The sequence below is a fragment of the Acidovorax sp. FG42 genome, from assembly GCF_057809195.1.
Genome location: NZ_JBMDJM010000003.1, coordinates 32,529 through 59,023, shown reverse-complemented (window position 1 = coordinate 59,023; position 26,495 = coordinate 32,529). Strand labels below are relative to the sequence as shown.

The following is a 26,495-nucleotide window of genomic DNA, read 5'->3' as shown; positions in this document are numbered from 1 at the left end:
GCGATCAGACCGTGGCCTTGATCGGGATGGTGCGGGGCTTCTTGCCCCCGAACATGCTGACTTCCGTCGCGCCATCCGAGCAACCATTGCCGAACGAGAAGCCGCAGCCGCCTCGGATGTCGAACGCGTTCTCGGCGTATTCGCGGTGGGCCGACGGGATCACGAAGCGGTCTTCGTAATTGGCAATCGCCATCACCTGGTACATCTCTTCGACCTCGGCCATCGACAGGCCTGCCTGCTTGAGCACCGACAGGTTCTGGCGCTGCTCCACATGCTTGTCGCGCTGGTAGGTGCGCATGGCCAGCATGCGCTCCAGCGCGCGCACCACCGGGCCGGTGTCGCCGGCGGTGAGCAGGTTGGCCAGGTACTGCACGGGGATGCGCAGCTGGGACACGTCGGGGATCTCGCCATTCACGCCCACATGGCCCGCGTTGGCGGCGGCCGTGATGGGCGACAGAGGCGGCACATACCAGACCATGGGCAGCGTGCGGTACTCGGGGTGCAGCGGCAGGGCCACCTTCCAGTCTACGGCCATCTTGTAGACGGGGCTGTTGCGGGCGGCTTCCATCCAGCTGTCGGGGATACCGTCGATGCGCGCCTGCTTGATGACGTCCGGATCGTTCGGGTCCAGGAAGATGTCGAGCTGGGCCTGGTACAGGTCGCGGTCGCGCTCCACGCTGGCGGCTTCCTGGATGCGGTCCGCGTCGTACAGCAGCACGCCCAGGTAACGGATGCGGCCCACGCAGGTCTCGGAGCACACCGTCGGCTGGCCCGCCTCGATGCGGGGGTAGCAGAAGATGCACTTCTCGGCCTTGCCCGACTGCCAGTTGTAGTAAATCTTCTTGTAGGGGCAACCGCTCACGCACATGCGCCAGCCACGGCACTTGTCCTGGTCGATCAGCACAATGCCGTCTTCCTCGCGCTTGTAGATCGAGCCCGAGGGGCACGATGCCACGCACGCCGGGTTCAGGCAGTGCTCGCACAGGCGCGGCAGATACATCATGAAGGTGTTTTCGAACTGGCCGTAGATGTCCTTTTGCACATCGTCGAAGTTCTTGTCCTGGCTGCGCTTGCTGAACTCGCCGCCCAGGATTTCCTCCCAGTTCGGGCCCCACTCGATCTTCTCCATGCGCTTGCCGGTGATCAGGCTGCGCGGCCGGGCCGTGGGTGCGGCCTTGCTTTCAGGCGCAGCCTGCAGATGGTCGTAGTCGAACGTGAAGGGCTCGTAGTAGTCGTCGATCTGCGGCAGGTTGGGGTTGGCGAAGATGCGCATGAGCAGCTTCCACTTGCCGCCCTGGCGGGGGGCGATGGAGCCATCGGGGTTGCGTACCCAGCCACCGTTCCAGCGGTCCTGGTTTTCCCATTCCTTGGGGTAGCCGATGCCGGGCTTGGTTTCAACGTTGTTGAACCAGGCGTATTCCACGCCGGGGCGGCTGGTCCAGACGTTCTTGCAGGTGACCGAGCAGGTGTGGCAGCCGATGCACTTGTCCAAGTTGAGCACCATGCCGATTTGTGCGCGAATTTTCATCATGTTTCTCCTTGTCTTCGGCTTCAGGCGGGGTCGGATGCAGCGGCTTCGCCATCCATCCAGTCGATGCGGTCCATCTTGCGCACCAGCACGAACTCGTCGCGGTTGGTGCCGATGGTTCCGTAGTAGTTGAAGCCGTAGCTGTACTGCGCGTAGCCACCGATCATGTGGGTGGGCTTGAGCACGATGCGCGTGACCGAGTTGTGGATGCCGCCACGGGTGCCGGTGATCTCGGAGCCGGGGGTGTTGATGATCTTCTCTTGCGAGTGGTACATCATCACCATGCCGGGGTTCACACGCTGGCTCACCACCGCGCGGGCCGCAATGGCACCGTTGGCGTTGAACAGCTCGACCCAGTCGTTGTCCACGATGCCGGCGCTCTTGGCGTCATCTTCGCTCAGCCACACCACCGAGCCACCCCGGTTCAGCGTGAGCATCATCAGGTTGTCGCTGTACGTGCTGTGGATGCCCCACTTCTGGTGCGGCGTGATGAAGTTCAGCGCAATCTCGCGGTGGCCGTTGGGCTTCTTGCCTTCGACTTCTTCCAGCGTCTTCAGGTGGACGGGGGGGCGATAGCTCACAAAGCCTTCGCCGAAGTCGCGCATCCAGGGGTGGTCCTGGTAGAACTGCTGGCGGCCCGTGAGGGTGCGCCATGGGATCAGCTCGTGCACGTTGGTATAGCCGGCGTTGTAGCTGACCTTTTCGCTTTCCAGGCCCGACCAGGTGGGCGAGCTGATGATCTTGCGCGGCTGCGCCTGGATGTCGCGGAAGCGGATCTTCTCGTCCTCGCGGTGCAGCGCCAAGTGCACGTGGTCGCGGCCGGTCTGCTTGCCCAGGGCCTCCCAGGCCTTGCAGGCCACATGGCCGTTGGTTTCGGGCGCCAGCATCATCACCACTTCGGTGGCGTCGATGTCGCTCACGATGCGGGGCATGCCTTGCGTCACGCCTTCTTCCTTCACCCGGCCGTTCAGGTCGCCCAGCTGGCCCACTTCGGTCTGCGTGTTCCAGCCGATGCCCTTGCCTCCGTTGCCCACCTTGTCCATCAGCGGGCCCAGGGCCGTGAAGCGCTTGTACAGGTTGGGGTAGTCACGCTCGACCACCGTGACCTGCGGTGCGGTCTTGCCGGGGATGAGGTCGCAGTCGCCGTGCTTCCAGTCGCGCACGCCGTAAGGCTGTGCCATTTCGCCCGCTGTGTCGTGCATGATGGGTGTGAGCACCACGTCCTTCTCCACGCCCAGGTGGCCCACGCTGACCTCGCTCACGGCCTTTGCAAAACCCTTGTAGATCTCCCAGTCGCTCTTGGCCTGCCAGGCAGGGTCCACGGCGGTGGACAGCGGGTGGATGAAGGGGTGCATGTCGCTGGTGTTGAGGTCGTTCTTCTCGTACCAGGTGGCGGTGGGCAGCACGATGTCCGAATACAAACAGGTCGTGCTCATGCGGAAGTCGAGCGTGACCAGCAGGTCCAGCTTGCCTTCCGGGGCCTTGGCGTGCCACTGCACTTCCTCGGGCTTGGCTTCGTCCTGACCCAGGTCCTTGCCCTGCACGCCGTGGGTGGTGCCCAGCAGGTGCTTGAGGAAGTACTCATGCCCCTTGCCCGACGAGCCCAGGATGTTGGAGCGCCACACGAACATATTGCGCGGCCAGTTGGAGGGGTGGTCCGGGTCCTCGCAGCTCATTTGCAGGTTGCCGTTCTTGAGCGACTGCACCACGTAGTCCTTGGCGTCCATGCCCTTCGCAGCGGCGTCCTTGGCCACCTGCAGCGGGCTGGTCTTGAGCTGGGGCGCCGAAGGCAGCCAGCCCATTCGCTCGGCGCGCACGTTGTAGTCGATCTGAGCACCGTGGTAGGCCTTCTTGTCGGCCAGGGGCGAGAGGATTTCTTCCATGCCCAGCTTTTCGTAGCGCCACTGGTCGGTGTGGGCGTAGAAGAAGCTGGTGCTGTTCATCTGACGGGGCGGGCGGATCCAGTCCAGCGCAAAGGCCAGGGCCGTCCAGCCGGTTTGTGGCCGCAGCTTTTCCTGGCCCACATAGTGCGCCCAGCCGCCGCCGCTTTGGCCGATGCAGCCGCACAGCATCAGCATGTTGATGATGCCCCGGTAGTTCATGTCACTGTGGTACCAGTGGTTCATGGCCGCACCGATGATGACCATGGACTTGCCGTGGGTCTTGTGCGCGTTGTCGGCAAACTGGCGGGCCACGGTGATGACCTGGTCGCGCGGCACGCCGGTGATCTTTTCCTGCCATGCGGGGGTGTAGGGGCGGTCGCTGTCGTACGTGACGCCTTGTTCTTCGCCGGGCAGGCCCCGGTCAATGCCGTAGTTGGCGGCCAGCAGGTCGAACACGGTGGCCACCATCACACGGCCTTGGGCCTCGTGGCCGGACAGCTCCAGATGGGACACCGGCACGCGGCGCACCATCACGTCACTGCCCTGTTCATTGGCCGTGAAATTCGGCGCATGTACGCCGCCAAAGTACGGGAAGGCGACATCGGCCACGTCGTGGGCCTGCGCGCCATCCTCGATCACCGACAGCTTGAGCTTGACGGTATTGGCGGTACGCGCGTCCTTGTTCTCCAGATTCCACAGGCCCTGGTCGGTGCGACCGTCGGCCCCCCAGCGGAAGCCGATGGAGCCGTTGGGCAGCGTGACCTGGCCCAGCTCGTCGTAGCCCACGGTCTTCCAGTCGGGGTTGTTGGACTGGTCGAGCTGATGGGGGAAGTCGCTGGCGCGCACATAGCGGTCGGGCACCATCACCGTGCGGCCATCGGGCAGCGTCTTTTCCTTGAGCACCACCAACAGCGGCAGGTCGGTGTAGCGGCGGGCGTAGTCATCAAAGTACGCGCTGCGGCCCTTGCCGCCGTCCTTGAAGTAGAACTCTTTCAGGATCACATGGCCCATGGCCATCGCCACGGCGGCGTCGGTGCCCTGCTTGGGGTGCATCCACAAGTCACCCAGCTTGGCCACTTCGGAATAGTCGGGCGTGATGGACACGACCTTGGTGCCCTTGTAGCGCACCTCGGTCAGGAAGTGCGCGTCGGGCGTGCGGGTCTGGGGCACGTTGGAGCCCCAGGCAATGATGTACGAGCTGTTGTACCAGTCGGCCGACTCGGGCACGTCGGTCTGCTCGCCCCAGGTCTGCGGGCTGCTGGGAGGCAGGTCGCAGTACCAGTCGTAGAAGCTCATGCACACGCCGCCGATCAGGCTCAGGTAGCGCGAACCGGCGGCGTACGAAATCATCGACATGGCCGGGATGGGCGAGAAGCCGATGATGCGGTCCGGCCCGTGTTTCTTGATGGTGTAGACGTTGGCCGCAGCGATCATCTGGTTGACTTCGTCCCAGGTGCTGCGCACGAAGCCGCCCAGGCCGCGCTGCTTTTGCCATTCGCTGCGCGAGGCATCGTTCTCGACGATGCTGGCCCAGGCATCGACCGGGCTCTTGGCCAGCGCGATGGCGGCGCGCCAGTGCTTGAGCAGGCGGCCGCGCACCATGGGGTACTTCACGCGGTTGGCGCTGTACAGGTACCAGCTGTAGCTGGCGCCGCGTGCGCAGCCACGGGGTTCGTGGTTGGGCAGGTCGGGGCGGGTGCGGGGGTAGTCGGTCTGCTGGGTTTCCCAGGTGACGATGCCGCCCTTGACGTAGATCTTCCAGCTGCAGCTGCCGGTGCAGTTCACGCCGTGCGTGCTGCGCACGATCTTGTCGTGCGCCCAGCGGTCGCGGTAGGCGTCTTCCCAGGTGCGGTCTTCACCGTTGGTCTGGCCATGGCCCTGGGCAAAGGTCTCGCGGGGCTGCGAGAAGTACGAAAGGCGATCGAGGAAATGGCTCATCGGGGGCTCCTTGTTCTGTTCTGTTCAGGGGGTCTTCAGCAAGGCATGGCGGCGTTCTTGCGCGCGTAGTGCCACCAGGTGATCACGATGCATACGAGGTAGAAGGCGAAGAACGTCCACAGCGCGGCGTGGGGGCTGCCGGTCAGCGCGATAGAGCTGCCGTAGCTCTTGGGAATGAAGAACCCGCCGTAGGCCGCCATGGCGGCGGTGAAACCCAGCGTGGCAGCACCCAGGGTGTTGCCTTCCTTGTTGGCCTGGGCCACAGCCGCCGCGTTGCGGGGGTCCACACCGCGCATGGCTTCGGTCAGAAAGATCACGGGGATCATGCGGAAGGTGGAGCCGTTGCCGATGCCGGTGGTGAGAAACAACACCAGGAAGCACACAAAGAAGCCGGCAAACTGGCCTTCGTTGCCGCCCGATGGCAGGAACACCGTCACACCGACCACGGCGATAGCCATGACGATGAAGTTCCACAGCGTGACACGGGCACCGCCGAGCTTGTCGGCCAGCCAGCCCCCAAAGGGCCGCACCACCGCACCCACCAGCGGCCCCAGCCAGGCGTAGGCCAGGGGGTTGATGCTGGGAAACTGGCTCTTGATGAGCAGCGGAAAGCCTGCGGCATAGCCGATGAACGAGCCGAAGGTGCCGAGGTACAGCACACACATCAGCCAGTTGTGCTTGCGCTTGAAAATGGCGGCCTGCGCAGCGAACGAAGCGCGCGCGTCGGCAATATCGTTCATGCCAAACCAAGCCGCCAGCGCGGTCAGCGCAATCCATGGCACCCAGATGAAGGCGGCGTTCTGCGTCCAGACCTGTGCGGTCTGGCCGTTCTTGACGATGGTCTGGGCATCACCCCCAAAAACTCCAAAGATGCCGGCCGTGACGACCAGCGGGCTCAGGAACTGCACCACCGACACGCCCAGGTTACCCAGGCCTGCATTCACGCCCAGCGCCGAGCCCTTGCGCTCCTTCGGAAAGAAGAAGCTGATGTTGGCCATGCTGGAGCTGAAGTTGCCACCGCCCAGGCCACACAGCAGCGCCAGGATGAGCATGGTGGGGTAGGCCGTGGTGTTGTCCTGCACCGCAAAGCCGATGCCCAGCGCGGGAATCAGCAGCGAGGCGGTGGAGATCGCCGTCCAGCGGCGGCCACCGACCAGCGGCACCATGAACGAATAGAAGATGCGCAGTGTGGCACCCGAGAGCGCGGGCGCCGCCGCCAGCCAGAAGAGCTGGTTGGTCGAGTACTTGAAGCCGAGGCCGGGCAGGCTCACGGCCACAACGCTCCAGACCTGCCAGATGGCAAAGGCCAGGAACAACGCGGGCACCGAGATCCAGAGGTTGAGCTTGGCGATGGCCTCGCCTTCGCGCTCCCAGAACGATTTGTCCTCCGGGGCCCAGAGGGTGAGCAGACGCCCCTGGCGCCCGCTGGTGGTGGTGGCAGACATGGTGAGAGTCCTTGGAAAAAATCAGCGGGCGGCCGTCTGTGCGGCGGCGCTTTGCGAACCCATGAGACGGGTGTTGCGCACTTCGGTGAAGTACATCCAGATGAGCGAGACCCACACCACGCCATACATCAGCATGAAAGCGCTGGAACGGATGCCGGTCAGGTCCATCAGTGCACCGAACAGGATGGGCAGGACGAAGCCGCCCATGCCGCCTGCCAGACCCACGATGCCGCTGATGGCGCCGATGTTGTGGGGGTAGTCGTCGCTGATGTACTTGAAGACACTGGCCTTGCCGAAGGCCCAGCAAATGCCCAGCAGGAACATGAGGCCAGTGAACAGGTACACGTTCAGGCCGATGTGGAAGGTCTGCGGGCCGTTGACCGTGAGGATGGTGAAGTCGGTCTGCGGGTAGCTCAGCAGGAACAGGCAGATCCAGCTCACCCACATCACCCACCAGGTCACGCTGTGGGCGCCGTACTTGTCACTCAAAATGCCGCCAATGGCGCGCAGCACTCCGCCGGGCAGCGAGAAGCAGGCGGCCAGCAGCGCGGCCACGCGGATGTCCAGGCCGTATTCGCCCACGTAGTACTGCACCATCCACAGCGACAGCGCCACATAGCCACCAAACACGATGCTGTAGTACTGGCAGTACTTGAGCACCTTGGGGTCCTTCAGCGCCTTGAGCTGGTCGGTGAACTTGACGTTGCTGGGCACCAGGTGGGCCGGGTCGCTGTAGCTGAACAGCCAGAACAGCACCAGCGTGCCGAGCATGATGGCCGCATACACCTGCGGCACCATGGTCCAGCCAAAGGCCACCAGGATCACGGGCGCCACGAACTTGTTCACGGCTGCACCCGAGTTACCCGCACCATACACACCCATGGCCGTGCCCTGGCGATGCTTGGGGAACCAGCGCGCCACATAAGGCGTACCCACTGAGAACGAGCCCCCCGCCAAGCCCACAAACAGGCCGATCGTCAGGAAGTGCCAGTACTCCGTGGCATAGCTCATGAGCCAGATAGCAGGCACGGTGGTGGCCATGACGGCCGCCATCACGATGCGGCCACCGAACTTGTCGGTCCAGATACCCAGGGGCACCCGCACCAGTGAGCCCGTGAGCACGGGCATGGACATCAGCAGCCCGAACTGCGTGGAGTTCAGGTTCAGCATCTTCTTGATGGGGATGCCGATGACGCCAAACATCATCCAGACCATGAAGCAGACGGTGAAGGCGAAGGTGCTGACGATGAGCACCGACCACGCCTGACGGGTGCGCTGCGGGCTGTCGCCCGGCGGCAAAGTTGCGTTGGCCATTGCGCGATTCCTCTCTTTTTGCATGAGAGGAATGGTCGCGTGTGCAGAGGCTTTTGCACATCCTTCGCTAGAGGGTGTGCGGCGCGGCAGAGGGAGTAGTCACTGGGGGTGCGGCATCGTTCGAAAGAACTATGGCGCACGCGTTGGACGGTGCTGCCCCTGCCCGCCAAGCACGCGATGCACGCCGCGTGTGCGGGCGTGCAGACGTCTATGCGTGTGCTATTCGGCGCGCTGCCGGTCCGAGGCGTACACCGCTGCCTGCACGCGCGAGCTGAGGCCCAGCTTGCGCAGGATGTGCTGCACGTGGATCTTCACCGTGGTCTCGGCGATGTCGAGCGTGCGGGCGATCTCCTTGTTGCTCGCACCCCGGGCGATCTCGCGCAGCACGTCTTCCTCGCGCGGCGACAGGGGGGTGAAACCGTTGGGGGCGGCCGCCGCTGCGTCGGCAGGTGGCATCGGCGCGGGGGGCGCCTCGGGCGCGCCCTGCGACTGGAACGCCGCCACGAGCTTGCCCATCAGCTCAGGGCTGACCACGGGCTCGCCCCGGGCGGCGCGGTGAATGGCCTGGGCCAGCAGCTCGCCGTCGATGGTCTTGAGCAGGTAGCCCTGGGCACCATTGCGTAGCGCGGTCGCCAGGTCCTGCGCGTCCTCGCTCACGGTGAGCATGAGCACGCGCGAGGTGGGCGACACCTCGCGCAGCCCCTGGATCGCGTCCACGCCCATCACGCCGGGCAAGTGGTTGTCGAGCAGGATGACCTGGGGCTGCAGCTGGGGCGCAAGCCGCAGGGCCTGCGCGGCATCCCCCGCCTCGCCCACCACGGACAGGCCCTCATACTGGCTCAGCAGCGCGATCAACCCGCGCCGGAACAGCGTGTGATCGTCCACCACCAGCAGCGTGACCAGGGGAGAGGAGGCGGTGGCGGAGGCAGCTTGGTTCGTCATGGAGTGGTGGCGGTGTGGGGAATGTCGACCTGGGCAGCATGGGCTGCTTGAGCCAATGGCACTTCAGGAGCAACGGCCACAGTCTGGGCGGGCACGACCGAAGGCAGCTCGATGCACACCCGGGTGCCCTGCCCTGGCGTGGACTCCACCTGGACCACGGCGCCAATGCGCTGGGCCCGCTCGCGCATGATGCCCATGCCCACGTGCAGCGAATCGGGCGGCACGGCGGTCACGTCAAAACCCGTGCCGTTGTCCTGCACCTCAAAGCGCCAGCGTGGATGGCGGTGCACGAGCACATCGACCCGCGTCGCGCCCGAGTGCTTGCGCACGTTCGACAGCGCCTCCTGCACCATGTGCAGCACCTGGATCTGCACGTCCTGCGCCAGTGGCAGGCCATGGCCCACCATGCCCAGCGTAGTGACCATGCCGGTCTGGTGCTCGAACTTGGACAAGGTGGCGCGCAGCGCCGATTCAATGTCTTCCTCGCTGGTGCGGGTGCGAAAGTGCACCAGCAGTTCGCGCACATCCGAATAGCACTCGCGCACGCCCACATCCAGCTCGCCGATGCTGCGGTCGCGCTTGGCCTCGTCGCCGCGCGCCACTGCGTCGCGCAGCAGCTGAGTCTGGATCTTGAGGAAGGCCAGCGACTGGGCGATGGAGTCGTGCAGCTCGCGCGCTAGCAGGCCGCGCTCCTCGGCCACGGCAGCCTCGCGCTCCAGCGCGGTGGCACGCAGGCCCTCCATGGCGCTGGCCAGGTGGCGGGTCATGGCTTCGAGCAGATCGCGCAGCTCGTCGGTCATCTCGACGGGCGAGCGGAAGAACAGGTTGACCTCGCCCAGCATGCGCATCTGCATCTTGACGGGGATGGTGACCATGGTTTCAAACCCTGCATCGCGGCAGTGCGGCAAGGCGACCTCGGTGGATGGCGTGATGGGGATGACCCGGGTGCGCGCCTGCGCCTGCGGCTGGCCGCACAGGCAGCTGCCGGTGTGCAGGCAGTGCTCGCCCTCGGCCATGGCCACGGGCAGGCCATCGCCGGCCAGCAGCACGTAGCGCTCGTTGGCCTCGTTGGACCAGCGCACGGCGGCGGCATCGGCCCCCGCCACGCGGCGGATCTGCTGCACAAAGCCCTGGGCCAGCAGCTCCAGGCTGCTGGCGGTGCTGGCCAGCGCACTGACCTCGTACAGGGCGGCCAGCCGCTGGTTCTGCACGGCGATGCTGGCGGTCTTTTCGCGCACCTTGTGCTCCAGCTCGTCGTGCGAGGCCTGCAGCGCATGCGCCATCAGGTTGAAGCCGGCCGAGAGCTGGCCGAACTCATCGTCGGTGTCCACCGGCAGCCGCGTGCCCAGCTCGCCCTGGCGCAGCCGGGCCTGGGCCTGCTGAAGGCGCGCCACGGGGTTGATCACCAGCAGGTAGCTCACGGCCATGAAGGTGACGGCCGCCACGATGGCCAGCGCCATCATGAACAGTTGGAACAGGTGCAGCGCGGCGGTCCAGCCTGCGATCTGGATTTCGATGGCATCCACAAAGCCGTCCACCTGCTGCACAAAGGCATCGGCCTCGGCCAGGTTCCGGGCCCGGTCGGGGGGCAAGGCGCTGACCCACCCGGTGCGGGCCTCCGCCCACCGGGCGCGGATGCCGTCGAACCGCGTGCGCGTCTCGTCGCTCCACGGCACAAACAGCGGGCGCGACGGATCGCCCGTGCGCAGCAACTCCAGGCTGGCGTCGAACTGGCGCGCGCGCTCCTGCACGGCCTCGGGAGGCTCGGTCTGGAGCACCAGCACCATGCGCAGCATGTTCATGCGCAGGCGGCCCGCCTCGTTGACGGCCGCCGCGCCGCCTTCGAGCTTCCAGGTCACCCACAAGGTGAGCCCGATGGAAGCCAGGGCCACCAGCAAAAATCCGGCGCCCATGGCCAGGAGCTTGGTGGAAAGGGTGGGCCGCGAGCGCATGGCGCAGTGTAGGCAAGGGGTTTTGTGCGGTTCTTGACCTGCGTCAAGTGCGCGCCCGCTAGCATGGCCGGATGCATACGCCGAGCCGCCTCATCCGCCATTCCACCCTCCACACCACCCGTGCCATCTCCTGGCGCCCTGCATCCGCAGTCCTGGCCGTGGCCTGCCTGGCCACCCTGGCCGGCTGCGCGGGCCCAGCCCTAAAGCCCATGCCGTCCCCGTCCACACAGGCTGCTGCGGTGGTGCCCGCCGCAGCCTGGCCGGAGCGCCTGCAGCAATGGCTGCCCGCCGACGTGCTGCTATTGGGCGAGCAGCACGACGCGCCGGACCACCAGCGCCTGCAGCGCGAGACGGTGGCCTGGCTCGCCAGCCGGGGCCAGCTGGCAGCCCTGGTGATGGAAATGGCCGAGCGCGGGCACAGCACCCAGGGCTTGCCCCGCGATGCCAGCGAGGCCCAGGCGCGTGCCGCCCTGCAGTGGGACGACGCGGCTTGGCCCTGGAAGGCCTATGGCCCGGTGGTCATGGCTGCCGTGGGCGCAGGGGTGCCGGTGCTGGGCGGCAACCTGCCCCGCACGCGCATGCGCGCCGCCATGGCCGACGCCTCCCTCGACCAGCACCTGCCCGCCCCGGCGCTGGCCGAGCAGCAGCAGGCCATGCGGGACGGCCACTGTGGCCTGCTGCCCGAGTCGCAAATCGCGCCCATGGCCCGCATCCAGATCGCCCGCGACGCCAGCCTGGCCCAGACGGCCCAGGAGGCGTTGCGATCGGGCCAGACGGTGCTGCTGGTGGCCGGCGGCGGCCATGTGCTGCGCCACCTGGGCGTGCCCACACATTGGCCCGCCAGTTTGGTGTCAAAAGTGGTGGTAGCGCAGGTGGAACATGCGCCCGCAGCTATCAAATCAGGTGCAGAGGCGGATGCTGTGGTCCAGACCCCGGCGCTGCCCCCGCGCGATGTGTGTGCCGAGTTGCGCGAGCAATGGCGCCCTGCGCCGCCGGGCAAGAAGGTCTGAGCCTGTCAGCCCTGCACGGTAGCGGCGGGCTCGCCCTGTGCCCGCAGCAACGCCACGAACTCGTCCGCAGGCACAGGACGGCTGCACAGGTAGCCCTGGTAGGCGTCGCAGCCCCGCTCGCGCAGGAAGGCCAGTTGGCCCTCGGTCTCCACCCCCTCGGCCAGCACCGACAGGCCCATGCTATGCCCCATGGCGATGATGGCGGCGCTGATGGCCATGTCGTCCTCGCTTTGCGGAATATCGCGGATGAATCCCTGGTCGATCTTGAGCACGTCGATGGGAAACCGCTTGAGCTGCGCCAGCGACGAATAGCCGGTGCCAAAGTCGTCCACCGCGATGCGCACCCCCAGCTCGCGCAGGCGCACCAGCACCTGGCGGGCTTCTTCGGTACGTTCGGCCAGGGCGCTTTCGGTGATCTCCAGCTCCAGCAGTGCCGCGGGGAACCCGCTGGCCTGCAGCGCGGCGGACGTGCAACCGGCCAAGTCGGTCAGGTGGAACTGGCGCGGCGACACATTCAGCGCCAGGGTCAGCGGTGGCAGCCCGGCATCACGCCATTGCTGGCCCTGGCGGCAGACCTCGCGCACCACCCATTCGCCCAGCGGGCCAATCACGCCCGAGGTCTCGGCCACGGGGATGAAGCGTGCGGGCGAAATCAGCCCCTCTTGCGGGTCGTTCCAGCGCACCAGGGCTTCGGCGCCCTGGATGCGGCCGGTGGCGATATCAATCTGCGGCTGGTAGTACATCTGCAGGTGGCCCTGGGCCAGCGCCAGGCGCAGGCGCGACTCCAGCTCCAGCCGCTCGCGGGCCGCTTGGGTCATGGCCTCGTGGAAGAAGCACCAGGCCCCCCGCCCGCGCGCCTTGGCACCGTACACCGCCGCGTGGGCGCCCTGCAGCAGCAGCTCGGTGGTACCCGCGTGCTCAGGGAACATGCAGATGCCCACGCTCACGCCCGCCACCACCTCCAGCCCGTCGGGCGAACGCCAGGGCTCGGCCACCGCGCGGATCAGGTGGCGCGCCACGGCAGCCGCACCGTCGGCATGGCGCAGGTTGCGCGCCACCACGGCCAGCTCGTCGCCTGCCATGCGCCCCAGCACATCCCCAGGCCGCAGGGCAGACTGCACCTGCCGCGCGATGTGCTTGAGCACCTCGTCGCCCGTGGCATGGCCATAGCTGTCGTTCACATCCTTGAAGCGGTCCAGGTTGAGCAGCAGCACCGCAATGTGCTCGCCGCTGCCCTGGGCCTCCTGCACCGCCAGCTCCAGCTGGTGCCCGAACCAAGTGCGGTTGGACAGGCCGGTGAGCGGGTCGTTGTGCGCCAGGTATTCCAGCTGCCGCTGCTGGGCCTTTTCTTCGGAGATGTCGGTGAACATGCACACGTAGTGCGTGATCTCTCCCGCCGGGTCGCGCACGGCCGACAGCGACATGTGCTCCGGAAAGATCTCGCCGTTCTTACGGCGGTTCCAGATCTCGCCCTGCCAGTACCCGGTCTCGGTCAGGGCCGACCACATCGCCTCATAAAACGCCTTGTCGTGGCGGCCGGACTTGAAGACGCGCGGGGTCTTGCCCAGCAGCTCTTCTTCGGTATAGCCCAGCAGCCGGGTGAACGCAGCGTTGACCGACAGGATGCGGCTGTGGGCATCGGTCACCACCACGCCCTCCATGGTGTTGTCCACCACCGTGGCGGCCAGGCGCTGGCGGGCCTCGCTGCGCTGCAGCGCGGCGCGCGCGGCCTTGATCTCGTCGAGGTCCTGCACCACGCACACCAGGTGCGCGGGCTCATCGCCCACTTCGGGCGCCAGCGTCACGGTGCACAGCACGGGCACCCGGCGGCCGTTGTCCAGCCGCAGGCAGTGGCGCTCGCCCACGTAGTGGTCGATCTCGCCGGCCAGCAGGCGCTCCAGTTGCGACGCTGCCCAGTCGGGGTCCTGGGCGATCATCACATCGCGGAAATTGAGGCTCAGCGTCTGCACGGGCTCAGCGCCCAGCAGGTCACACAGGCGGGTGTTGGCCCATAAGAATCTGCCATCCAGCGCCACCCGCGCAAAACCGGCGGGCGCGTGGCGCACGATCTGCGTCAGCTCCTGCGCCATGGCCATGCGCACCTTCTCGGCGCGGCGCATGCGCCGCAGCAGCCACCAGGCCAGGCCGCTGGTCAGCGCCACATAGCCCCAGCCCTTCCAGGTCTGAAAACGGGTCAGCAGGGCCGGGTCGGTCACCCAGTGGGCCAGCAACACATCGCCCGCAAACACCCAGGCCACCCCCAGCACCAGGTACAGCAGCATGCCCCGCCAGGGGACCAGTGATGAGGCATAGCCCTCGTTGCCCATTGCGCTTCTTGCGCTCCTTGTTCAGTCCACTGTTTCACGGTCCCTGGCCCTTGCTGCGACAATTGCACAGCTATGACCAACGCCTACATCCTTACCCTGTCCTGCCCCGACCGCCTGGGGCTGGTGCACGCCGTCTCCGGCTTTTTGCTGGAGCATGGCGGCAACATCGAAGAAGCCGCGCAGTACAACGACCACGCCACGGGCCTGTTCTTCATGCGGGTGCAGTTTGCCTGCGACCAGCACGACCACCCCACCCTCAAAGCGCGCCTGGCCAGCTTTGCCGAGCCCTACAACATGCACTGGAGCCTGCACGCCACGGCAGCCCCCATGAAAACCGTGCTCATGGTCAGCAAGGAAGGCCATTGCCTCAACGACCTGCTGTTCCGCTGGAAGAGTGGCCTGCTGCCCATCGACATCCGCGCCATCATCAGCAACCACCGCGACTTCTACCAGCTGGCGGCCAGCTACAACGTGCCCTTCCACCATATCCCGGTGACCGGCAGCACCAAAGCCCAAGCCGAAGCCAAACAGTTTGAGATTATCGAGGGCGAAGGGGCCGAGTTGGTGGTATTGGCCCGTTACATGCAGATACTTTCTCTTGACCTATGTCAAAAGTTGGCCGGTCGGGCGATCAACATCCATCACAGCTTCCTGCCCAGCTTCAAGGGCGCCAAGCCTTACTACCAGGCGCATGACCGGGGCGTGAAGCTGATCGGCGCCACGGCCCACTACGTAACGGCCGACCTGGACGAAGGTCCGATCATCGAACAGGACGTGGCCCGTGCGGACCACACCGACACCGTGGAAGACCTCACCGCCCGGGGCCGCGACACCGAAAGCCAAGTGCTGGCCCGCGCCGTGAAGTGGCACAGCGAGCATCGCGTGATCCTGAACGGTCACAAGACGGTGATCTTCCGCTAGATCGCTTCGTCCCATGGCCACGGCAGCTCCGTCCTCTTTCCTCAGCAGCGCCGCACGGCGCATTCCGCCCATCCAGTGCCTGCTGACGTTCGAGGCGCTGGCCCGCCTGCGCAGCGTGACGCAGACGGCCGATGAGCTGTGCGTGACGCCCAGCGCCGTGAGCCACCGGGTCAAGCAGCTGGAGCAGATCCTGGGCGTGCGGCTGTTTGGCCGGGCCGACTTTTCGCTGACCACCGAGGGCAGCGCCTACCTGGCCCATGTGCGCGAAGGGCTGGGCGCGCTGCAGCGCTTTCCGGGCCAGGCGGCAGCGCCCGGGCGCCGGCGGCTCAAGCTGGCTGTGACGCCCACGTTCGCACGCACCATCCTCATCCCCCGCCTGCGGCAATTCACCGAAGCGTATCCCGAGATCGACCTGGCGCTGCAGGTGTCCATCCCGCTGCTGGACGTGGTGGCCGAAGACGCCGACCTGATGGTGCGCTTTGGCCCCGGCCACTATGCCGATGTGGAGCATGTGGAGCTGGCCCGCGACGTGGTCACGCCCCTGGCCTCGCCCGCGTTTGTGCGCGAACACGGCCCCTTTGACCGCCCCGAGGACCTGGAGGGCGTGCCCCTGCTGCGCAGCCCGCTGGAGCCCTGGCGCACCTGGTTTGCCGCCACGGGCCTCGACTGGGCGGAGCCCAGCGAGGGCTCGCAGTTCAACGACATCGGCCTGATGTGCGACGGCGCCGCTGCCGGCATGGGCGTGGCGCTGGTGCGCCTGAAGCTGGGCGCGCCCTGGCTGGAGAACGGCACGCTGGTGCGCCTGTTTGCCACCGACACCGCCAGCCCCCACGCCCACTACCTGTGCTGGCGCACCGGCACCATGGACCGGTGGGAATGCGCGGCCTTTGCCGAGTGGCTGCGCAAAACGATGGCGTAGCAGAGGCATCCCCCTGAGTCGCCTTGGGCGCCTTCCCCCTTCTCTCGGCTGCGCCGGGAAGGGGGACGCAGCCCTCGCTGCGGGGCGGCCCTTGCTCGGCGGCCCTCGCCCGAGCCCCGCCCTCCTCCACCAGATTCAGACAAAATTTGCCTCTAGCGCTTTTCCCAAAAGCGCTAGCAGCTATCAATTGATGAGCATCCAGGTGTTTTTCACAATCCCCTGCAGAAAAGCTCAAGCCCAGGCACCCAGCCATCCCCTACAGTGACAGCCATGAACACTGCCGCAGCCCTGTCCGAACGCGCCGCACGCCAGGCCGAAGTGGTCCAGGCCCTGAGCCGCGCCCTGCCCGCACACGCCCTGCTCTGGCACAGCGAAGACACCACGCCGTATGAATGCGACGGCCTCACCGCCTACCGCCAGCGCCCGCTGGTGGTGTGCCTGCCCGAGACGTATGAAGAAGTGCAGGCCGTGCTGCGCGTGTGCCACCAGTTGCAGGTGCCCGTGGTGGCGCGCGGTGCGGGCACAGGACTGTCGGGCGGCGCCATGCCGCACGCCCTGGGCGTGACGCTGTCACTGGCCAAGTTCAACCGCATCCTCGACATCAACCCCGAAAGCCGCACGGCCGTAGTGCAGTGTGGCGTGCGCAACCTCGCCATCAGCGAGGCGGCGGCACCCTACAACCTCTACTACGCCCCCGACCCCAGCAGCCAGATCGCCTGCACCATCGGCGGCAACGTGGCCGAGAACTCGGGCGGCGTGCACTGCCTCAAATACGGCCTTACCGTGCACAACGTGCTCAAGGTGAAGGGCTTCACGGTCGAAGGCGAGCCCGTCGAATTCGGCAGCGAGGCACTGGACGCCCCCGGCTACGACCTGCTGGCCGCTGTGATCGGCAGCGAGGGCATGCTGGCCGTGACCACCGAGGTGACGGTGCGCCTGATCCCCAAACCCCAGCTGGCGCGCTGCATCATGGCCAGTTTTGACGACGTGCGCAAAGCGGGCGATGCGGTGGCCGCCGTCATCGCCGCCGGCATCATCCCTGCCGGCCTGGAGATGATGGACAAGCCCATGACCGCCGCCGTGGAAGACTTTGTGCACGCAGGCTATGACCTCACCGCCGAAGCCATCCTGCTGTGCGAAAGCGACGGCACGCCCGAAGAGGTGGAGGAAGAAATCGGCCGCATGAGCGAAGTGCTGCGCGCCGCAGGCGCCACCGCCATCAGCGTGAGCCGTGACGAGGCCGAACGCCTGCGCTTCTGGAGTGGCCGCAAGAACGCCTTCCCCGCCAGCGGCCGCATCAGCCCCGACTACATGTGCATGGACTCGACCATCCCGCGCAAGCGCCTGGCCGACATCTTGCTCGCCATCCAGGAGATGGAAAAGAAATACCAGCTGCGCTGCGCCAACGTGTTCCACGCGGGCGACGGCAACCTGCACCCTCTCATCCTGTTCGATGCGAACGATGCCGACCAGCTGCACCGCTGCGAGCTGTTTGGTGCCGACATCCTGGAAACCAGCGTGGCCATGGGCGGCACGGTGACGGGCGAACATGGCGTGGGCGTGGAGAAGCTCAACAGCATGTGCGTGCAGTTTTCTGCGGCGGAGAACGCGCAGATGTTCGGGCTCAAGCACGCGTTTGATCCGGCGGGGTTGCTGAACCCCGGCAAGGTGATTCCCACGCTGAACCGGTGTGCGGAGTACGGGAAGATGCTGGTGCGCGGGGGGCAGATCAAGCACCCCGATCTGCCACGTTTCTGACCGCCATGAAGGCGCTGCAAGGACTGGCTTTTCTTCTGCTCATGCAGTCGGGGGGCGAGGCACTGTCCCACTTTTTAAAGCTCCCGGTGCCTGGGCCGGTCGTCGGCATGGTGCTGCTCTTGCTCGCGCTGCGCTGGCAGCCGGTGCAGGATGCCGTCGCCCCAGCGGCGGGCTTCTTGCTCCAGCACCTTTCGCTGCTGTTTGTGCCAGTGGGCGTGGGGGTGATGACCCACCTCGCGTTGCTGAGTACCTATGGCCTGCAGCTGGTGGCGGTGATCGTACTGTCCACCTGGATTGGCATGGCGGTGACGGCGCAGGTGTTGCGTCTTCTACAGCCCAATGAGAACCATGGCGAACTTCGTTGAGCTGTGGGTGTACCTGGCCTCGGCCCCGCTGTTCGGGCTGACGGCCACGCTGGCGGTGTATGTGCTGGCGCAGGCACTGTCGGTGCGCTCCGGGCACGCACCCTGGGCCAATCCGGTGATGGTGTCGGTGGCCATTCTGGCCAGTGTGATGCTGGCCACGGGCACGGCCTACCCCACGTACTTTGCGGGTGCGCAGTTCATCCACTTCTTGCTGGGCCCTGCGGTGGTGGCACTGGGCTGGCCCCTGTGGCAGCGCCGTGCGGCCCTGCGCTCACGCTGGGGCCGGCTGGTGCTGGCCTCGCTGGCGGGTGGCAGCGCAGCGGCCGCCAGTGCTGTGGGCCTGGGCTGGGTGCTGGGCCTGCCCGGTGATGTGCTGATGTCGCTGGCCCCCAAATCTGTCACTGCCCCGGTCGCCATGGGCATTGCCGCACAGGTTGGCGGCGTGCCAGCCCTGGCCGCCGTGTTCGCGGCCTTGACGGGCATGGTGGGGGCGCTGTCTGCACGCTGGTTGTTTGGCTTGATGCGCCTGCCTACCGACGCACAAGGCATGGCGCTGCGAGGCTTTGCGCTGGGCACTGCGTCGCACGGCATTGGGGCGGCACATGCGCTGCAGGTGCATGCCGAGGCCGGGGCGTATGCAGGGCTGGCGCTGGGGTTGCAGGTGGTGCTGGCGGCGGTGCTGATGCCGTTGGTGTTCCGGTTGTTGTGAGGGGTGTGGCGGGGGCATCGCCTCTCGTCCCGCGCTACGCAGCGCAGCGCTCAGCGGCCCTCACCCGCCCCACAAAGCCCGCCCCATGGCCCCCACATGCGACACGCCGAACAGCAGCAGCCCGATGAGCCCGCCCACCACCGTGCCATTGATGCGGATGTACTGCAGGTCCTTGCCGATGTTCAGCTCGATCAGCTGCGTCATCTGCTCCGCATCCCAACGCCGCACCGTATCCTCAATGTGCTGCGCAATGAACGCAGACACATCCGGCGCCAGCCCCTCCACCCAGCGCTCCAGCCGGTCATTGAACGACTGCCTGAGCGCCGCATCCCCCGCTAAAGACTCCCCCAGCCACAGCCCCAGCTTGCTCACCTGCCGAGCCAGCACGGAGTCAGCGTCGGCCAAATCGCGCTGCAACGCACCACGCAGGTCCAGCCACAAGGCCTGCACATAGCCACCCACGGTGGCATCGGTCTGCAGCCAGGTGCGGATTTCCTCGCCCTTGCGCGCCCATTCCGGGTCGCTGCGCAGACGCTCGATAAAGCGCTGTACGGCGGTATCAAACTGCGCGCGCAAAGCGTGCTGAGGGTTGGCGGCCACATCGGCCATCAGGCTCTCCAGCGCGCGAGCCAGCAGGGCCGAGCCCTTGTCGCCCAGCCAGTCGCTGGGCAGCAACTTCTCGGTGCGCGGGTGGTCCTTCTTGAGCCAGGCCACGATGGACTGAGCGACCCAGGTGCGGGTCTGCTCGTTCTGCAACAGCTCAATGAGCTTGGCCAGCACGTCGTCCAGCAGCGCCTGGTGGCGTCCGTTGTGGGTCAGCGTGTCCAGCACGGCCGCCAGCGCACGCGACATGTCCACCTGCCCGATCAAGGCACGCGCAGCCTTCTGGATGAAACGCTCCACCTGCGCGTCCTGCACCGTCTCCAGCGCAGCCGATGCCAGGCGCGTGGCCTGGTGCCCCAGCAGCGCGGCGCTGCCGGGCGCGGTAAGCCACTGCGCCAGCCGCTCGGCCGGGTCGTGTCTGCGGATCAGCGACACGAGCGAGGGCACGTCCAAGAACTTGTCGCGCACAAAGGTGGCCAGGTTGCGGCCGATGCGCGCCTGGTTGCGCGCGATGACCGCTGTGTGCGGAATGGGCAGGCCCAGCGGTCGGCGAAACAGCGCCACCACCGCAAACCAGTCGGCCAACGCGCCCACCATGGCGGCCTCGGCCATGGCTTTCACGGCGTTGAGCCACAGGCCGCGCTCCACCACGCTGGTGGCAATGAACACGGCCGTGACCAGCAACAGCAGGCCCAGCGCCTGCCGTTTGGCACGCCGCAGGGCGAGGGTTGCGCTGTCAGCCTCTGGCTTCATCCGGGCCCGCCCACTGCCCTAGCGTGCACCCCGTCAGGCAGCCGCCGCAATCTGGTCCAGCGCCTTCGACAGGTGGCCCACCGTGCGGTCCACGTTGTGCCACTTCTCCAGGCCGAACAGGCCGATACGGAAGGTCTTGAAGTCCGGCCCTTCATCGCACTGCAGCGGCACACCCGCAGCGGTCTGCAAACCGACTTCGAGGAACTTCTTGCCGTTCTGGATGCCGGGGTCGGTGGTGTAGCTCACCACCACGCCGGGGGCCTTGAAGCCCTCGGCCGCCACGCTGGGGAAGCCGCGCGACTCCAGCAGCGCACGCACCTTGGCGCCCAGTTCGATCTGCTCTTCGCGCACCTTGGCAAAGCCATAGGCACGTGTCTCGGCCATCACGTCGCGCAGGCGCACCAGTGCATCGGTGGGCATGGTGGTGTGGTACGCGTGCTGGCCCTTTTCGTAGCCCTCGGCGATCTGCATCCACTTCTTGAGGTCGCACGAGAAGCTGCTGCTCGTCGTGCCCTCGATGGCCTGGCGTGCGCGTTCACTCAGCATCACCATGGCGCAGCAGGGCGAGCCGCTCCAGCCCTTTTGAGGGGCGCTGATGAGCACGTCCACCCCCGTGGCCTGCATGTCCACCCACATGGCGCCCGACGCTACGCAGTCCAGCACAAACAGCGCGCCCACCTCGTGGGCAGCCGCTGTCAGCGTGCGAAGGTAGTCGTCAGACAGGATGATGCCGCTGGCCGTTTCCACATGCGGGGCGAACACGACCTTGGGCTTTTCGGCGCGAATGGTGGCTGCGACTTCGTCCGCCGGGCATGGCGCCCAGGGTGCCTGCGGGCCGCTGCCCTGCTGGCGCGCCTTGCACACCACGGAGCCACCGCCCAGGCCCTTGTCGGCATCAAAGATCTGCGTCCAGCGGTAGCTGAACCAGCCGTTGCGCACGATGAGCACCTTTTCCTTGTTGGCAAACTGGCGCGCTACAGCCTCCATGCCGAAGGTGCCGCTGCCGGGCACCAGCACGGCGGTGTGGGCGTGGTAGACCTCTTTGAGCGTGCCCAGAATGTCCTGCATCACGCCGGTAAAGCGCTTGGACATGTGGTTGAGCGCGCGGTCGGTGTAGACCACCGAAAATTCGAGCAGACCATCGGGGTCGATATCGGGCAAAAGGCCGGGCATGGTGGGTCTCCGCGTGTGAAACTGGGGGAAGAAACAAGGCGATCGGACCAGCTTATCATGGCCCCGCACCTCCATTGGTCGCTGCGCCATGCCGCCAAAACCCTTCCAGTTTCTGCCCACTGCACTGCCTGGCATCGACGCGATGCAGGCGGACTCGCACTTCGCCTTCGGCAGGCACATGCACCTGCAGTTCGGCCTGGGCGTGATCGACCGGGGGGCGCAGAAATCGTTCAGCGGCCGGGGCACGGTGGAGTCACTCCCCGGCGACACCATCACGGTCAACCCTGGCGAGGTCCACGACGGCAAGCCCCTGGGCGAAGGCGGCCGCGCCTGGCGCATGCTGTACCTGGAGCCCGCCCTGGTGGCCGGTCTGGCGGCCGAGGTGCGCCCCAGCACGCCCGGCGCAGGCTTCGAATTCCACGCGCCCAACCTTCGCGATGCGCGGCTTGCCGCGCAGGTCCGTGCGCTGTTTGCGGCCGCCACACGGCACCCCCGCCACGCGGCAGCGCCGCTGCAGGTCGAGGAATGCCTGCTCCAAATTCTGGCGGGCCTGCTGCGCCCGCCGGGCAAGGGCAGGCACATCGCCGCGTCCATTGCCAACGCCCGCGCCATGGTGGACGACGACCCGACCATGGCCTGGAGCCTTGCCGACCTGGCCCGCGAAGCCGGGCTGAGCCGCTACCAGCTGGTGCGGCAGTTCGCACAGGCCACGGGACTCACGCCGCACGCCTACCTGGTGCAGCGCCGGTTGCACCACGCGCGGCGGCTCATGCGCGCCGGCACGCCCCTGGCCGAGGTGGCCGCCGCCAGCGGCTTTGCCGACCAGAGCCACCTCACGCGCCTGTTCGCGCGCAGCTTTGGCACCACGCCCCACGCCTACCTGCGCGCCCACCGCTGAGGCGCTGCAATTTTGTTCAAGACGCGGGCCCGCGCGTGCGGCGATGCTGCGGACCTCTCCACTCCACAGCATGCCGCCGCTGTGCGGCTTCAAAGCGCCATGGGCATCGAATTCCTCATCACTTCCCTCGTCGTCGTCATCTCGCCCGGGCCGGGCGCCCTGCTGACCGTGGCGGCCGGGCTGTCGGGCGGCGCGCGGGCTGCGGCCGTCACGGCCCTGGGGTGCACGCTGGGCATCGTGCCGCACCTGCTGGCCGCAGTCACCGGCCTGGCCGCGCTGCTCCATGCCAGCGCCACCGCCTTCGACGTCCTGCGCTACGCGGGGGTGGCCTACCTGCTGTACATGGGCTGGGCCACCTGGCGCTCCCCTGCCGCGCTGGAGGTGCGCGCCGACGCGTCCGCGCGCTCCACCGGGGGACGCATCGCCGAGGCGATGCTCGTCAACCTGCTCAACCCCAAGCTGTCGCTGTTCTTCCTCACGTTCCTGCCGCAGTTCATCGCACCGGGCGAGACGCAGCCGGCAGAGCGCATGGCGCAGCTGTCACTGGTGTTCATGGCCATGACGCTGGTGGTGTTCCTGGGCTACGGCGTCTTTGCCGCGCGGCTTCGCGACCAGGTGCTGCAGCGCCCGAGCGTGCTGGTGTGGCTGAGGCGCTGCTTTGCCGCAGCGTTTGTGGCGCTTGGGGGAAAGCTGGCGCTGATGCAGCGCTAGCCAGGCGACCCTCCCCTGCTCACCAGGTGTCGACGAACCGGTGCCCCAGCGGCGCCACCTGGGCCGACGCCAGCCCGCGCGCCAGCCACGCACGCGTGTCGGCCGGGTCGATCACCGCGTCGATCTCCAGCGTGGCGGCCATGTGCATGGCCTCGCCGTTGGCGTAGGACTTGGCGAGCAGCTTGGCAAACAGCGCGTCGCGCTCGGCGCCCTCAGGCAGGGCCTCCAGCTCCTTGCGAAAACCCAGCCGCACGGCACCTTCGAGCCCCATGGCGCCGAACTCGCCCGTGGGCCACGCCACCGTGAACACGGGCGCATGGAAGCCACCGGCCGTCATGCCCATGGCGCCCAGGCCATAGCCCTTGCGCAGCACCACGCTGAAGGTGGGCACGCGCAGGCTGGCGGCGGTGACGAACAGGCGGCTCACGTGGCGCACCTGGGCCGTGGCTTCGACCTCGGGGCCGACCATGAAGCCGGGCGTGTCCACCAGGCTCACGAGGGGCAGGCCATGCGCGTTGCACAGCTGCATGAAGCGCGCGCCCTTGTCCGCCGCATCGGCATCGATGGCACCGCCCAGGTGTTGCGGGTTGTTAGCCAGCAGGCCCACAGGGCGGCCTTCGATGCGCGCCAGCGCCGTGTGGATACCCGCGCCAAAGCCGGTGCGCAGCAGCAGCATGCTGCCCTCGTCCACCAAGCCGGCCATTGCCGTGCGGGTGTCGTACACGCGCAGCCGATTCTCGGGCACCACGGCGCGCAGCAGGCGCTGGTCGGGCGCGGACCATTGCGATGTGCGGCCCTGGAAGAACGACAGGTAGTGGCGCGCGGCCTGCACCGCCCCGGCCTCGTCATCGACCAGCACGTCGATCACGCCGTTGGCATGCTGCACGCGGCTGGGGCCGATCTGCTCGGGCTTGAAGACGCCCAGGCCGCCACCTTCGATCATGGCCGGGCCGCCCATGCCGATGTTGCTGGCGCGTGTGGCGATGATCACATCGCTGCAGCCCAGCAGGGCGGCGTTGCCCGCAAAGCAGCGCCCCGCCGCGATGCCGATCACCGGCACCTGGCCCGACAGCGCGGCGTAGCTGGCGAAGGTGTGCACATGCAGGCCCGCCACAATGGGCATGTCGGTGTCGCCCGGGCGGCCACCGCCGCCTTCGGCAAACAGCACCACGGGCAGCTTCTGCGCTAGGGCGATGCCGAGCATGCGGTCGGTCTTGGCGTGGTTGCGTGCGCCCTGGGTACCTGCGAGCACGGTGGCATCGTAGGACATGACCACGGCGCGGGATTTCTCTTCGCCAAACAGTGCGCCGTTGATGCCGCCAATGCCCGTGACCATGCCGTCGGCGGGCGTGTTGGCAATCAGGTCTTCCTTGCTGCGGCGGCGCGCCTGCGCGGCGATGGCGAGGGCGCCATATTCGATGAAGCTGCCGTCGTCGCACAGGTCGGCAATGTTCTCGCGCGCGGAGCGGCCACCTTGCGCGTGGCGCTTGGCGATGGCCTCAGGCCGTGCGGCGTCGAGCGTGAAGGCGTGGCGGTTGATGACACGTTGCAGGTCGGCGCGGATGTGATCGGGGTCGTGTGCCGTGTGGTCCTGCAATCCTAGATTGGCCGCATCGTCCACAGCCTCCAGCACCAGCAATGGCTGGCCCTGCACCACGTAGCCGCCAGCTACAGCCAACAGTGCGCCCACGCGGCCCGCATGGGGCGCCAGCAGCACATGCTCCATCTTCATGGCTTCGAGCACAGCCAGCTCGGCGCCTGCGGCGACCACATCGCCCTCGGCCACGCTCAGCTGCACGAGGCGGGCGGGCATGGGAGCCAGCACGGCGCCTTCGGGTGCGTCGGAGGCGATCTGCAGGTCTTTTTGCCCTGTAGCGCTAGTCACATATTCCTTAGCAGCTATTTCTTTGGTAGCAGCCAGAAGCTCTGGCAGGACCGACTCCAGCCAGCGCGTGTGCACCTGCTGGCTCTCCATTTCTTGCCGCGCAGCCAGCGCCTGCAGCAGCGCCAGGTTGGTGGCCACGCCCTCGATGCGGCACTCGGCCAGCGCGCGCTGCGAGCGGCGCAGCGCGTCGGCAAAACGCGGGCTGCGCGTGTGCACGATGAGCTTGGCCAGCAGCGTGTCGTAGTGCGGCGAGGGCGTGGCGCCTGCGGCGCCGTGCGTGTCCAGGCGCACGCCTGGGCCTGCGGGCAGGTCAAAACGGCGCAGCGTGCCACTGCCAGGGGTGGCATTGCCCTGCGCGTCCAGCGTTTCGGCGTTGATGCGCCACTGAACCGCAAAGCCCAACACGGTGGGCGGTGCGGCAGGGTCGAGACCGATGTCCCGCAGCCTGCGGCCCGCCGCCAGCGCAATCTGCGCGTGCACCAGGTCCACGCCAGTGACTTCTTCGGTGATCGTGTGCTCCACCTGCAGGCGCGGGTTGCATTCGATGAAAACAAAGGGCAGGTCGGCGCTGGCCAGGTCCACCAAAAATTCGAAGGTGCCCAGGCCCTGGTAATCCACAGCGCGCGCCATGGACAGCGCAGCCGTGGTGATGCGCTCACGCAATGCGCCCGGCAGCGAGGGGCTGGGCGCGATCTCCACCACTTTCTGAAAGCGCCGCTGCAGCGTGCATTCGCGCTCGCCCAGGGCGATCACCTCGCGCCCGTCTCCCAGCACCTGCACCTCGATATGGCGGGCGTTGCCCATCAAGCGCTCGACGTACACGCCGTCCACACCAAAGGCGGCCTGCGCCTCGCTGCGGCAGCGCGCGTAGGCAGCGGGCAAGTCATCGGCCGACGCCACCGCGCGCATGCCGCGCCCGCCGCCACCGCCGATGGCCTTGATGACGATGCCCGCATGGGCGTGCTGCGCAAAGAAGGCCTGCGCCTCTTCCAGAGACACCGCCGCCTGCGTGCCGGGCATGAGCGGCACGCCGTGCTGCTGCGCCAGCGCACGGGCCTGCGCCTTGTCGCCGAACAGCGCCAGTTGCGCAGGCGTGGGGCCGATGAAGCGCAGCCCCGCTTCGTCGCAGGCACGGGCGAAGTCGGCCCGCTCGCTCAAGAAGCCGTAGCCCGGGTGCACGGCATCGCAGCCCTGCGCCTGGGCGATGGCGATGAGGCGCGCGCCGTCCAGGTAGGCGGCCGGGCCGGTGGCACCCAGCGCCACGGCCGCACTGGCCGCCTGCACATGGGAGCTGGCGGCGTCGTCGTCGGCATACACGGCCACGCTGGCTATGCCGAGGTCGTGCAGTGCGCGTACGGTGCGCAGTGCGATTTCGCCCCGGTTGGCAACCAGCACTTTGGTGAACAGAACAGAAGATGGCATGGGGCAGTTGCTCTATTTTTTATAGCTACCAGCGCATAT

Annotated in this window: 18 protein-coding genes; 8 read left to right on the top strand and 10 right to left on the bottom strand. The window is 67.1% G+C overall.

What is annotated here, in order from left to right; all coding sequences use genetic code 11:
- Positions 1-4 precede the first annotated feature (4 nt).
- From narH to ACODSM_RS04640, 6 genes are all read right to left on the bottom strand, one after another.
- Positions 5-1,528: a nitrate reductase subunit beta gene (gene narH, locus ACODSM_RS04665; protein WP_209816441.1), complete on the bottom strand. Its 1,524-nt coding sequence runs from the start codon at positions 1,526-1,528 to the stop codon at positions 5-7.
- Positions 1,529-1,551: 23 nt separating this feature from the next.
- Positions 1,552-5,349: a nitrate reductase subunit alpha gene (locus tag ACODSM_RS04660; protein WP_488804475.1), complete on the bottom strand. Its 3,798-nt coding sequence runs from the start codon at positions 5,347-5,349 to the stop codon at positions 1,552-1,554.
- Between the two features lie 35 nt (positions 5,350-5,384).
- Positions 5,385-6,794 (bottom strand): NarK family nitrate/nitrite MFS transporter, encoded by a 1,410-nt coding sequence (locus ACODSM_RS04655; protein ID WP_060984778.1) that lies wholly within the window; start codon positions 6,792-6,794, stop codon positions 5,385-5,387.
- A gap of 21 nt (positions 6,795-6,815) precedes the next feature.
- On the bottom strand, positions 6,816-8,108 hold the full coding sequence (locus ACODSM_RS04650) for an MFS transporter (protein WP_488804474.1): 1,293 nt from the start codon (positions 8,106-8,108) through the stop codon (positions 6,816-6,818).
- Between the two features lie 219 nt (positions 8,109-8,327).
- Positions 8,328-9,050: a response regulator gene (locus ACODSM_RS04645; protein WP_488804473.1), complete on the bottom strand. Its 723-nt coding sequence runs from the start codon at positions 9,048-9,050 to the stop codon at positions 8,328-8,330.
- On the bottom strand, positions 9,047-11,002 hold the full coding sequence (locus ACODSM_RS04640; RefSeq protein ID WP_488804472.1) for a type IV pili methyl-accepting chemotaxis transducer N-terminal domain-containing protein: 1,956 nt from the start codon (positions 11,000-11,002) through the stop codon (positions 9,047-9,049). Before ACODSM_RS04640 ends, ACODSM_RS04645 begins: the two co-directional genes overlap by 4 nt.
- 71 nt (positions 11,003-11,073) lie before the next feature.
- Here ACODSM_RS04640 and ACODSM_RS04635 point away from each other — a divergent pair, with 71 nt between their 5' ends.
- Complete coding sequence (locus ACODSM_RS04635) at positions 11,074-12,012, top strand: ChaN family lipoprotein (RefSeq protein WP_488804471.1); 939 nt, start codon at positions 11,074-11,076, stop codon at positions 12,010-12,012.
- 5 nt (positions 12,013-12,017) lie between these two features.
- On the opposite strand, the gene ACODSM_RS04630 is transcribed toward ACODSM_RS04635, so the two are convergent.
- The gene (locus ACODSM_RS04630) at positions 12,018-14,339 is read right to left on the bottom strand and encodes a putative bifunctional diguanylate cyclase/phosphodiesterase (protein ID WP_488804470.1); all 2,322 of its coding nucleotides are present in this window, start codon (positions 14,337-14,339) and stop codon (positions 12,018-12,020) included.
- Positions 14,340-14,411: 72 nt separating this feature from the next.
- Between ACODSM_RS04630 and purU the strand changes: the two genes are divergently transcribed.
- The 5 genes from purU (at position 14,412) to ACODSM_RS04605 (ending at position 19,011) form a co-directional block, all read left to right on the top strand.
- A complete protein-coding gene (gene purU / locus ACODSM_RS04625) occupies positions 14,412-15,260 on the top strand; it encodes a formyltetrahydrofolate deformylase (protein ID WP_015012272.1) in 849 nt (282 codons plus the stop codon).
- 13 nt (positions 15,261-15,273) lie between these two features.
- Positions 15,274-16,179 (top strand): LysR substrate-binding domain-containing protein, encoded by a 906-nt coding sequence (locus tag ACODSM_RS04620; RefSeq protein WP_060984772.1) that lies wholly within the window; start codon positions 15,274-15,276, stop codon positions 16,177-16,179.
- Between the two features lie 270 nt (positions 16,180-16,449).
- Entirely contained in the window at positions 16,450-17,937 is a 1,488-nt protein-coding gene (locus tag ACODSM_RS04615) for an FAD-linked oxidase C-terminal domain-containing protein (protein ID WP_488804469.1), read from the top strand.
- Between the two features lie 5 nt (positions 17,938-17,942).
- A complete protein-coding gene (locus ACODSM_RS04610) occupies positions 17,943-18,302 on the top strand; it encodes a CidA/LrgA family protein (protein WP_488804468.1) in 360 nt (119 codons plus the stop codon).
- Complete coding sequence (locus ACODSM_RS04605; RefSeq protein ID WP_060984769.1) at positions 18,286-19,011, top strand: LrgB family protein; 726 nt, start codon at positions 18,286-18,288, stop codon at positions 19,009-19,011. Before ACODSM_RS04610 ends, ACODSM_RS04605 begins: the two co-directional genes overlap by 17 nt.
- Before the next feature lie 60 nt (positions 19,012-19,071).
- On the opposite strand, the gene ACODSM_RS04600 is transcribed toward ACODSM_RS04605, so the two are convergent.
- Positions 19,072-20,367, bottom strand: coding sequence for a DUF445 domain-containing protein (locus tag ACODSM_RS04600; RefSeq protein WP_488804467.1), 1,296 nt, complete (start codon positions 20,365-20,367; stop codon positions 19,072-19,074).
- Positions 20,368-20,400: 33 nt separating this feature from the next.
- Positions 20,401-21,540, bottom strand: a complete 1,140-nt coding sequence (locus tag ACODSM_RS04595) for an aminotransferase class V-fold PLP-dependent enzyme (protein ID WP_015012266.1) — start codon at positions 21,538-21,540, stop codon at positions 20,401-20,403.
- An 88-nt stretch (positions 21,541-21,628) separates the two neighbouring features.
- On the opposite strand from ACODSM_RS04595, the gene ACODSM_RS04590 reads away from it, so the two are divergent.
- Complete coding sequence (locus ACODSM_RS04590) at positions 21,629-22,438, top strand: helix-turn-helix transcriptional regulator (protein ID WP_488804466.1); 810 nt, start codon at positions 21,629-21,631, stop codon at positions 22,436-22,438.
- Positions 22,439-22,537: 99 nt separating this feature from the next.
- Positions 22,538-23,149, top strand: coding sequence for a LysE family translocator (locus ACODSM_RS04585; protein WP_488804465.1), 612 nt, complete (start codon positions 22,538-22,540; stop codon positions 23,147-23,149).
- Between the two features lie 19 nt (positions 23,150-23,168).
- Here ACODSM_RS04585 and ACODSM_RS04580 read toward each other — a convergent pair whose 3' ends face one another.
- On the bottom strand, positions 23,169-26,456 hold the full coding sequence (locus tag ACODSM_RS04580) for an acetyl-CoA carboxylase family protein (RefSeq protein WP_488804464.1): 3,288 nt from the start codon (positions 26,454-26,456) through the stop codon (positions 23,169-23,171).
- Positions 26,457-26,495: the final 39 nt, after the last annotated feature.

Excerpts from the sequence above, each read along its gene's own strand:
- narH (WP_209816441.1), bottom strand. The coding sequence starts at position 1,528 with ATGAAAATTCGCGCACAAATCGGCATGGTGCTCAACTTGGACAAGTGC.
- ACODSM_RS04660 (WP_488804475.1), bottom strand. The coding sequence starts at position 5,349 with ATGAGCCATTTCCTCGATCGCCTTTCGTACTTCTCGCAGCCCCGCGAG.
- ACODSM_RS04655 (WP_060984778.1), bottom strand. The coding sequence starts at position 6,794 with ATGTCTGCCACCACCACCAGCGGGCGCCAGGGGCGTCTGCTCACCCTC.
- ACODSM_RS04650 (WP_488804474.1), bottom strand. The coding sequence starts at position 8,108 with ATGGCCAACGCAACTTTGCCGCCGGGCGACAGCCCGCAGCGCACCCGT.
- ACODSM_RS04645 (WP_488804473.1), bottom strand. The coding sequence starts at position 9,050 with ATGACGAACCAAGCTGCCTCCGCCACCGCCTCCTCTCCCCTGGTCACG.
- ACODSM_RS04640 (WP_488804472.1), bottom strand. The coding sequence starts at position 11,002 with ATGCGCTCGCGGCCCACCCTTTCCACCAAGCTCCTGGCCATGGGCGCC.
- ACODSM_RS04635 (WP_488804471.1), top strand. The coding sequence starts at position 11,074 with ATGCATACGCCGAGCCGCCTCATCCGCCATTCCACCCTCCACACCACC.
- ACODSM_RS04630 (WP_488804470.1), bottom strand. The coding sequence starts at position 14,339 with ATGGGCAACGAGGGCTATGCCTCATCACTGGTCCCCTGGCGGGGCATG.
- purU (WP_015012272.1), top strand. The coding sequence starts at position 14,412 with ATGACCAACGCCTACATCCTTACCCTGTCCTGCCCCGACCGCCTGGGG.
- ACODSM_RS04620 (WP_060984772.1), top strand. The coding sequence starts at position 15,274 with ATGGCCACGGCAGCTCCGTCCTCTTTCCTCAGCAGCGCCGCACGGCGC.
- ACODSM_RS04615 (WP_488804469.1), top strand. The coding sequence starts at position 16,450 with ATGAACACTGCCGCAGCCCTGTCCGAACGCGCCGCACGCCAGGCCGAA.
- ACODSM_RS04610 (WP_488804468.1), top strand. The coding sequence starts at position 17,943 with ATGAAGGCGCTGCAAGGACTGGCTTTTCTTCTGCTCATGCAGTCGGGG.
- ACODSM_RS04605 (WP_060984769.1), top strand. The coding sequence starts at position 18,286 with ATGGCGAACTTCGTTGAGCTGTGGGTGTACCTGGCCTCGGCCCCGCTG.
- ACODSM_RS04600 (WP_488804467.1), bottom strand. The coding sequence starts at position 20,367 with ATGAAGCCAGAGGCTGACAGCGCAACCCTCGCCCTGCGGCGTGCCAAA.
- ACODSM_RS04595 (WP_015012266.1), bottom strand. The coding sequence starts at position 21,540 with ATGCCCGGCCTTTTGCCCGATATCGACCCCGATGGTCTGCTCGAATTT.
- ACODSM_RS04590 (WP_488804466.1), top strand. The coding sequence starts at position 21,629 with ATGCCGCCAAAACCCTTCCAGTTTCTGCCCACTGCACTGCCTGGCATC.
- ACODSM_RS04585 (WP_488804465.1), top strand. The coding sequence starts at position 22,538 with ATGGGCATCGAATTCCTCATCACTTCCCTCGTCGTCGTCATCTCGCCC.
- ACODSM_RS04580 (WP_488804464.1), bottom strand. The coding sequence starts at position 26,456 with ATGCCATCTTCTGTTCTGTTCACCAAAGTGCTGGTTGCCAACCGGGGC.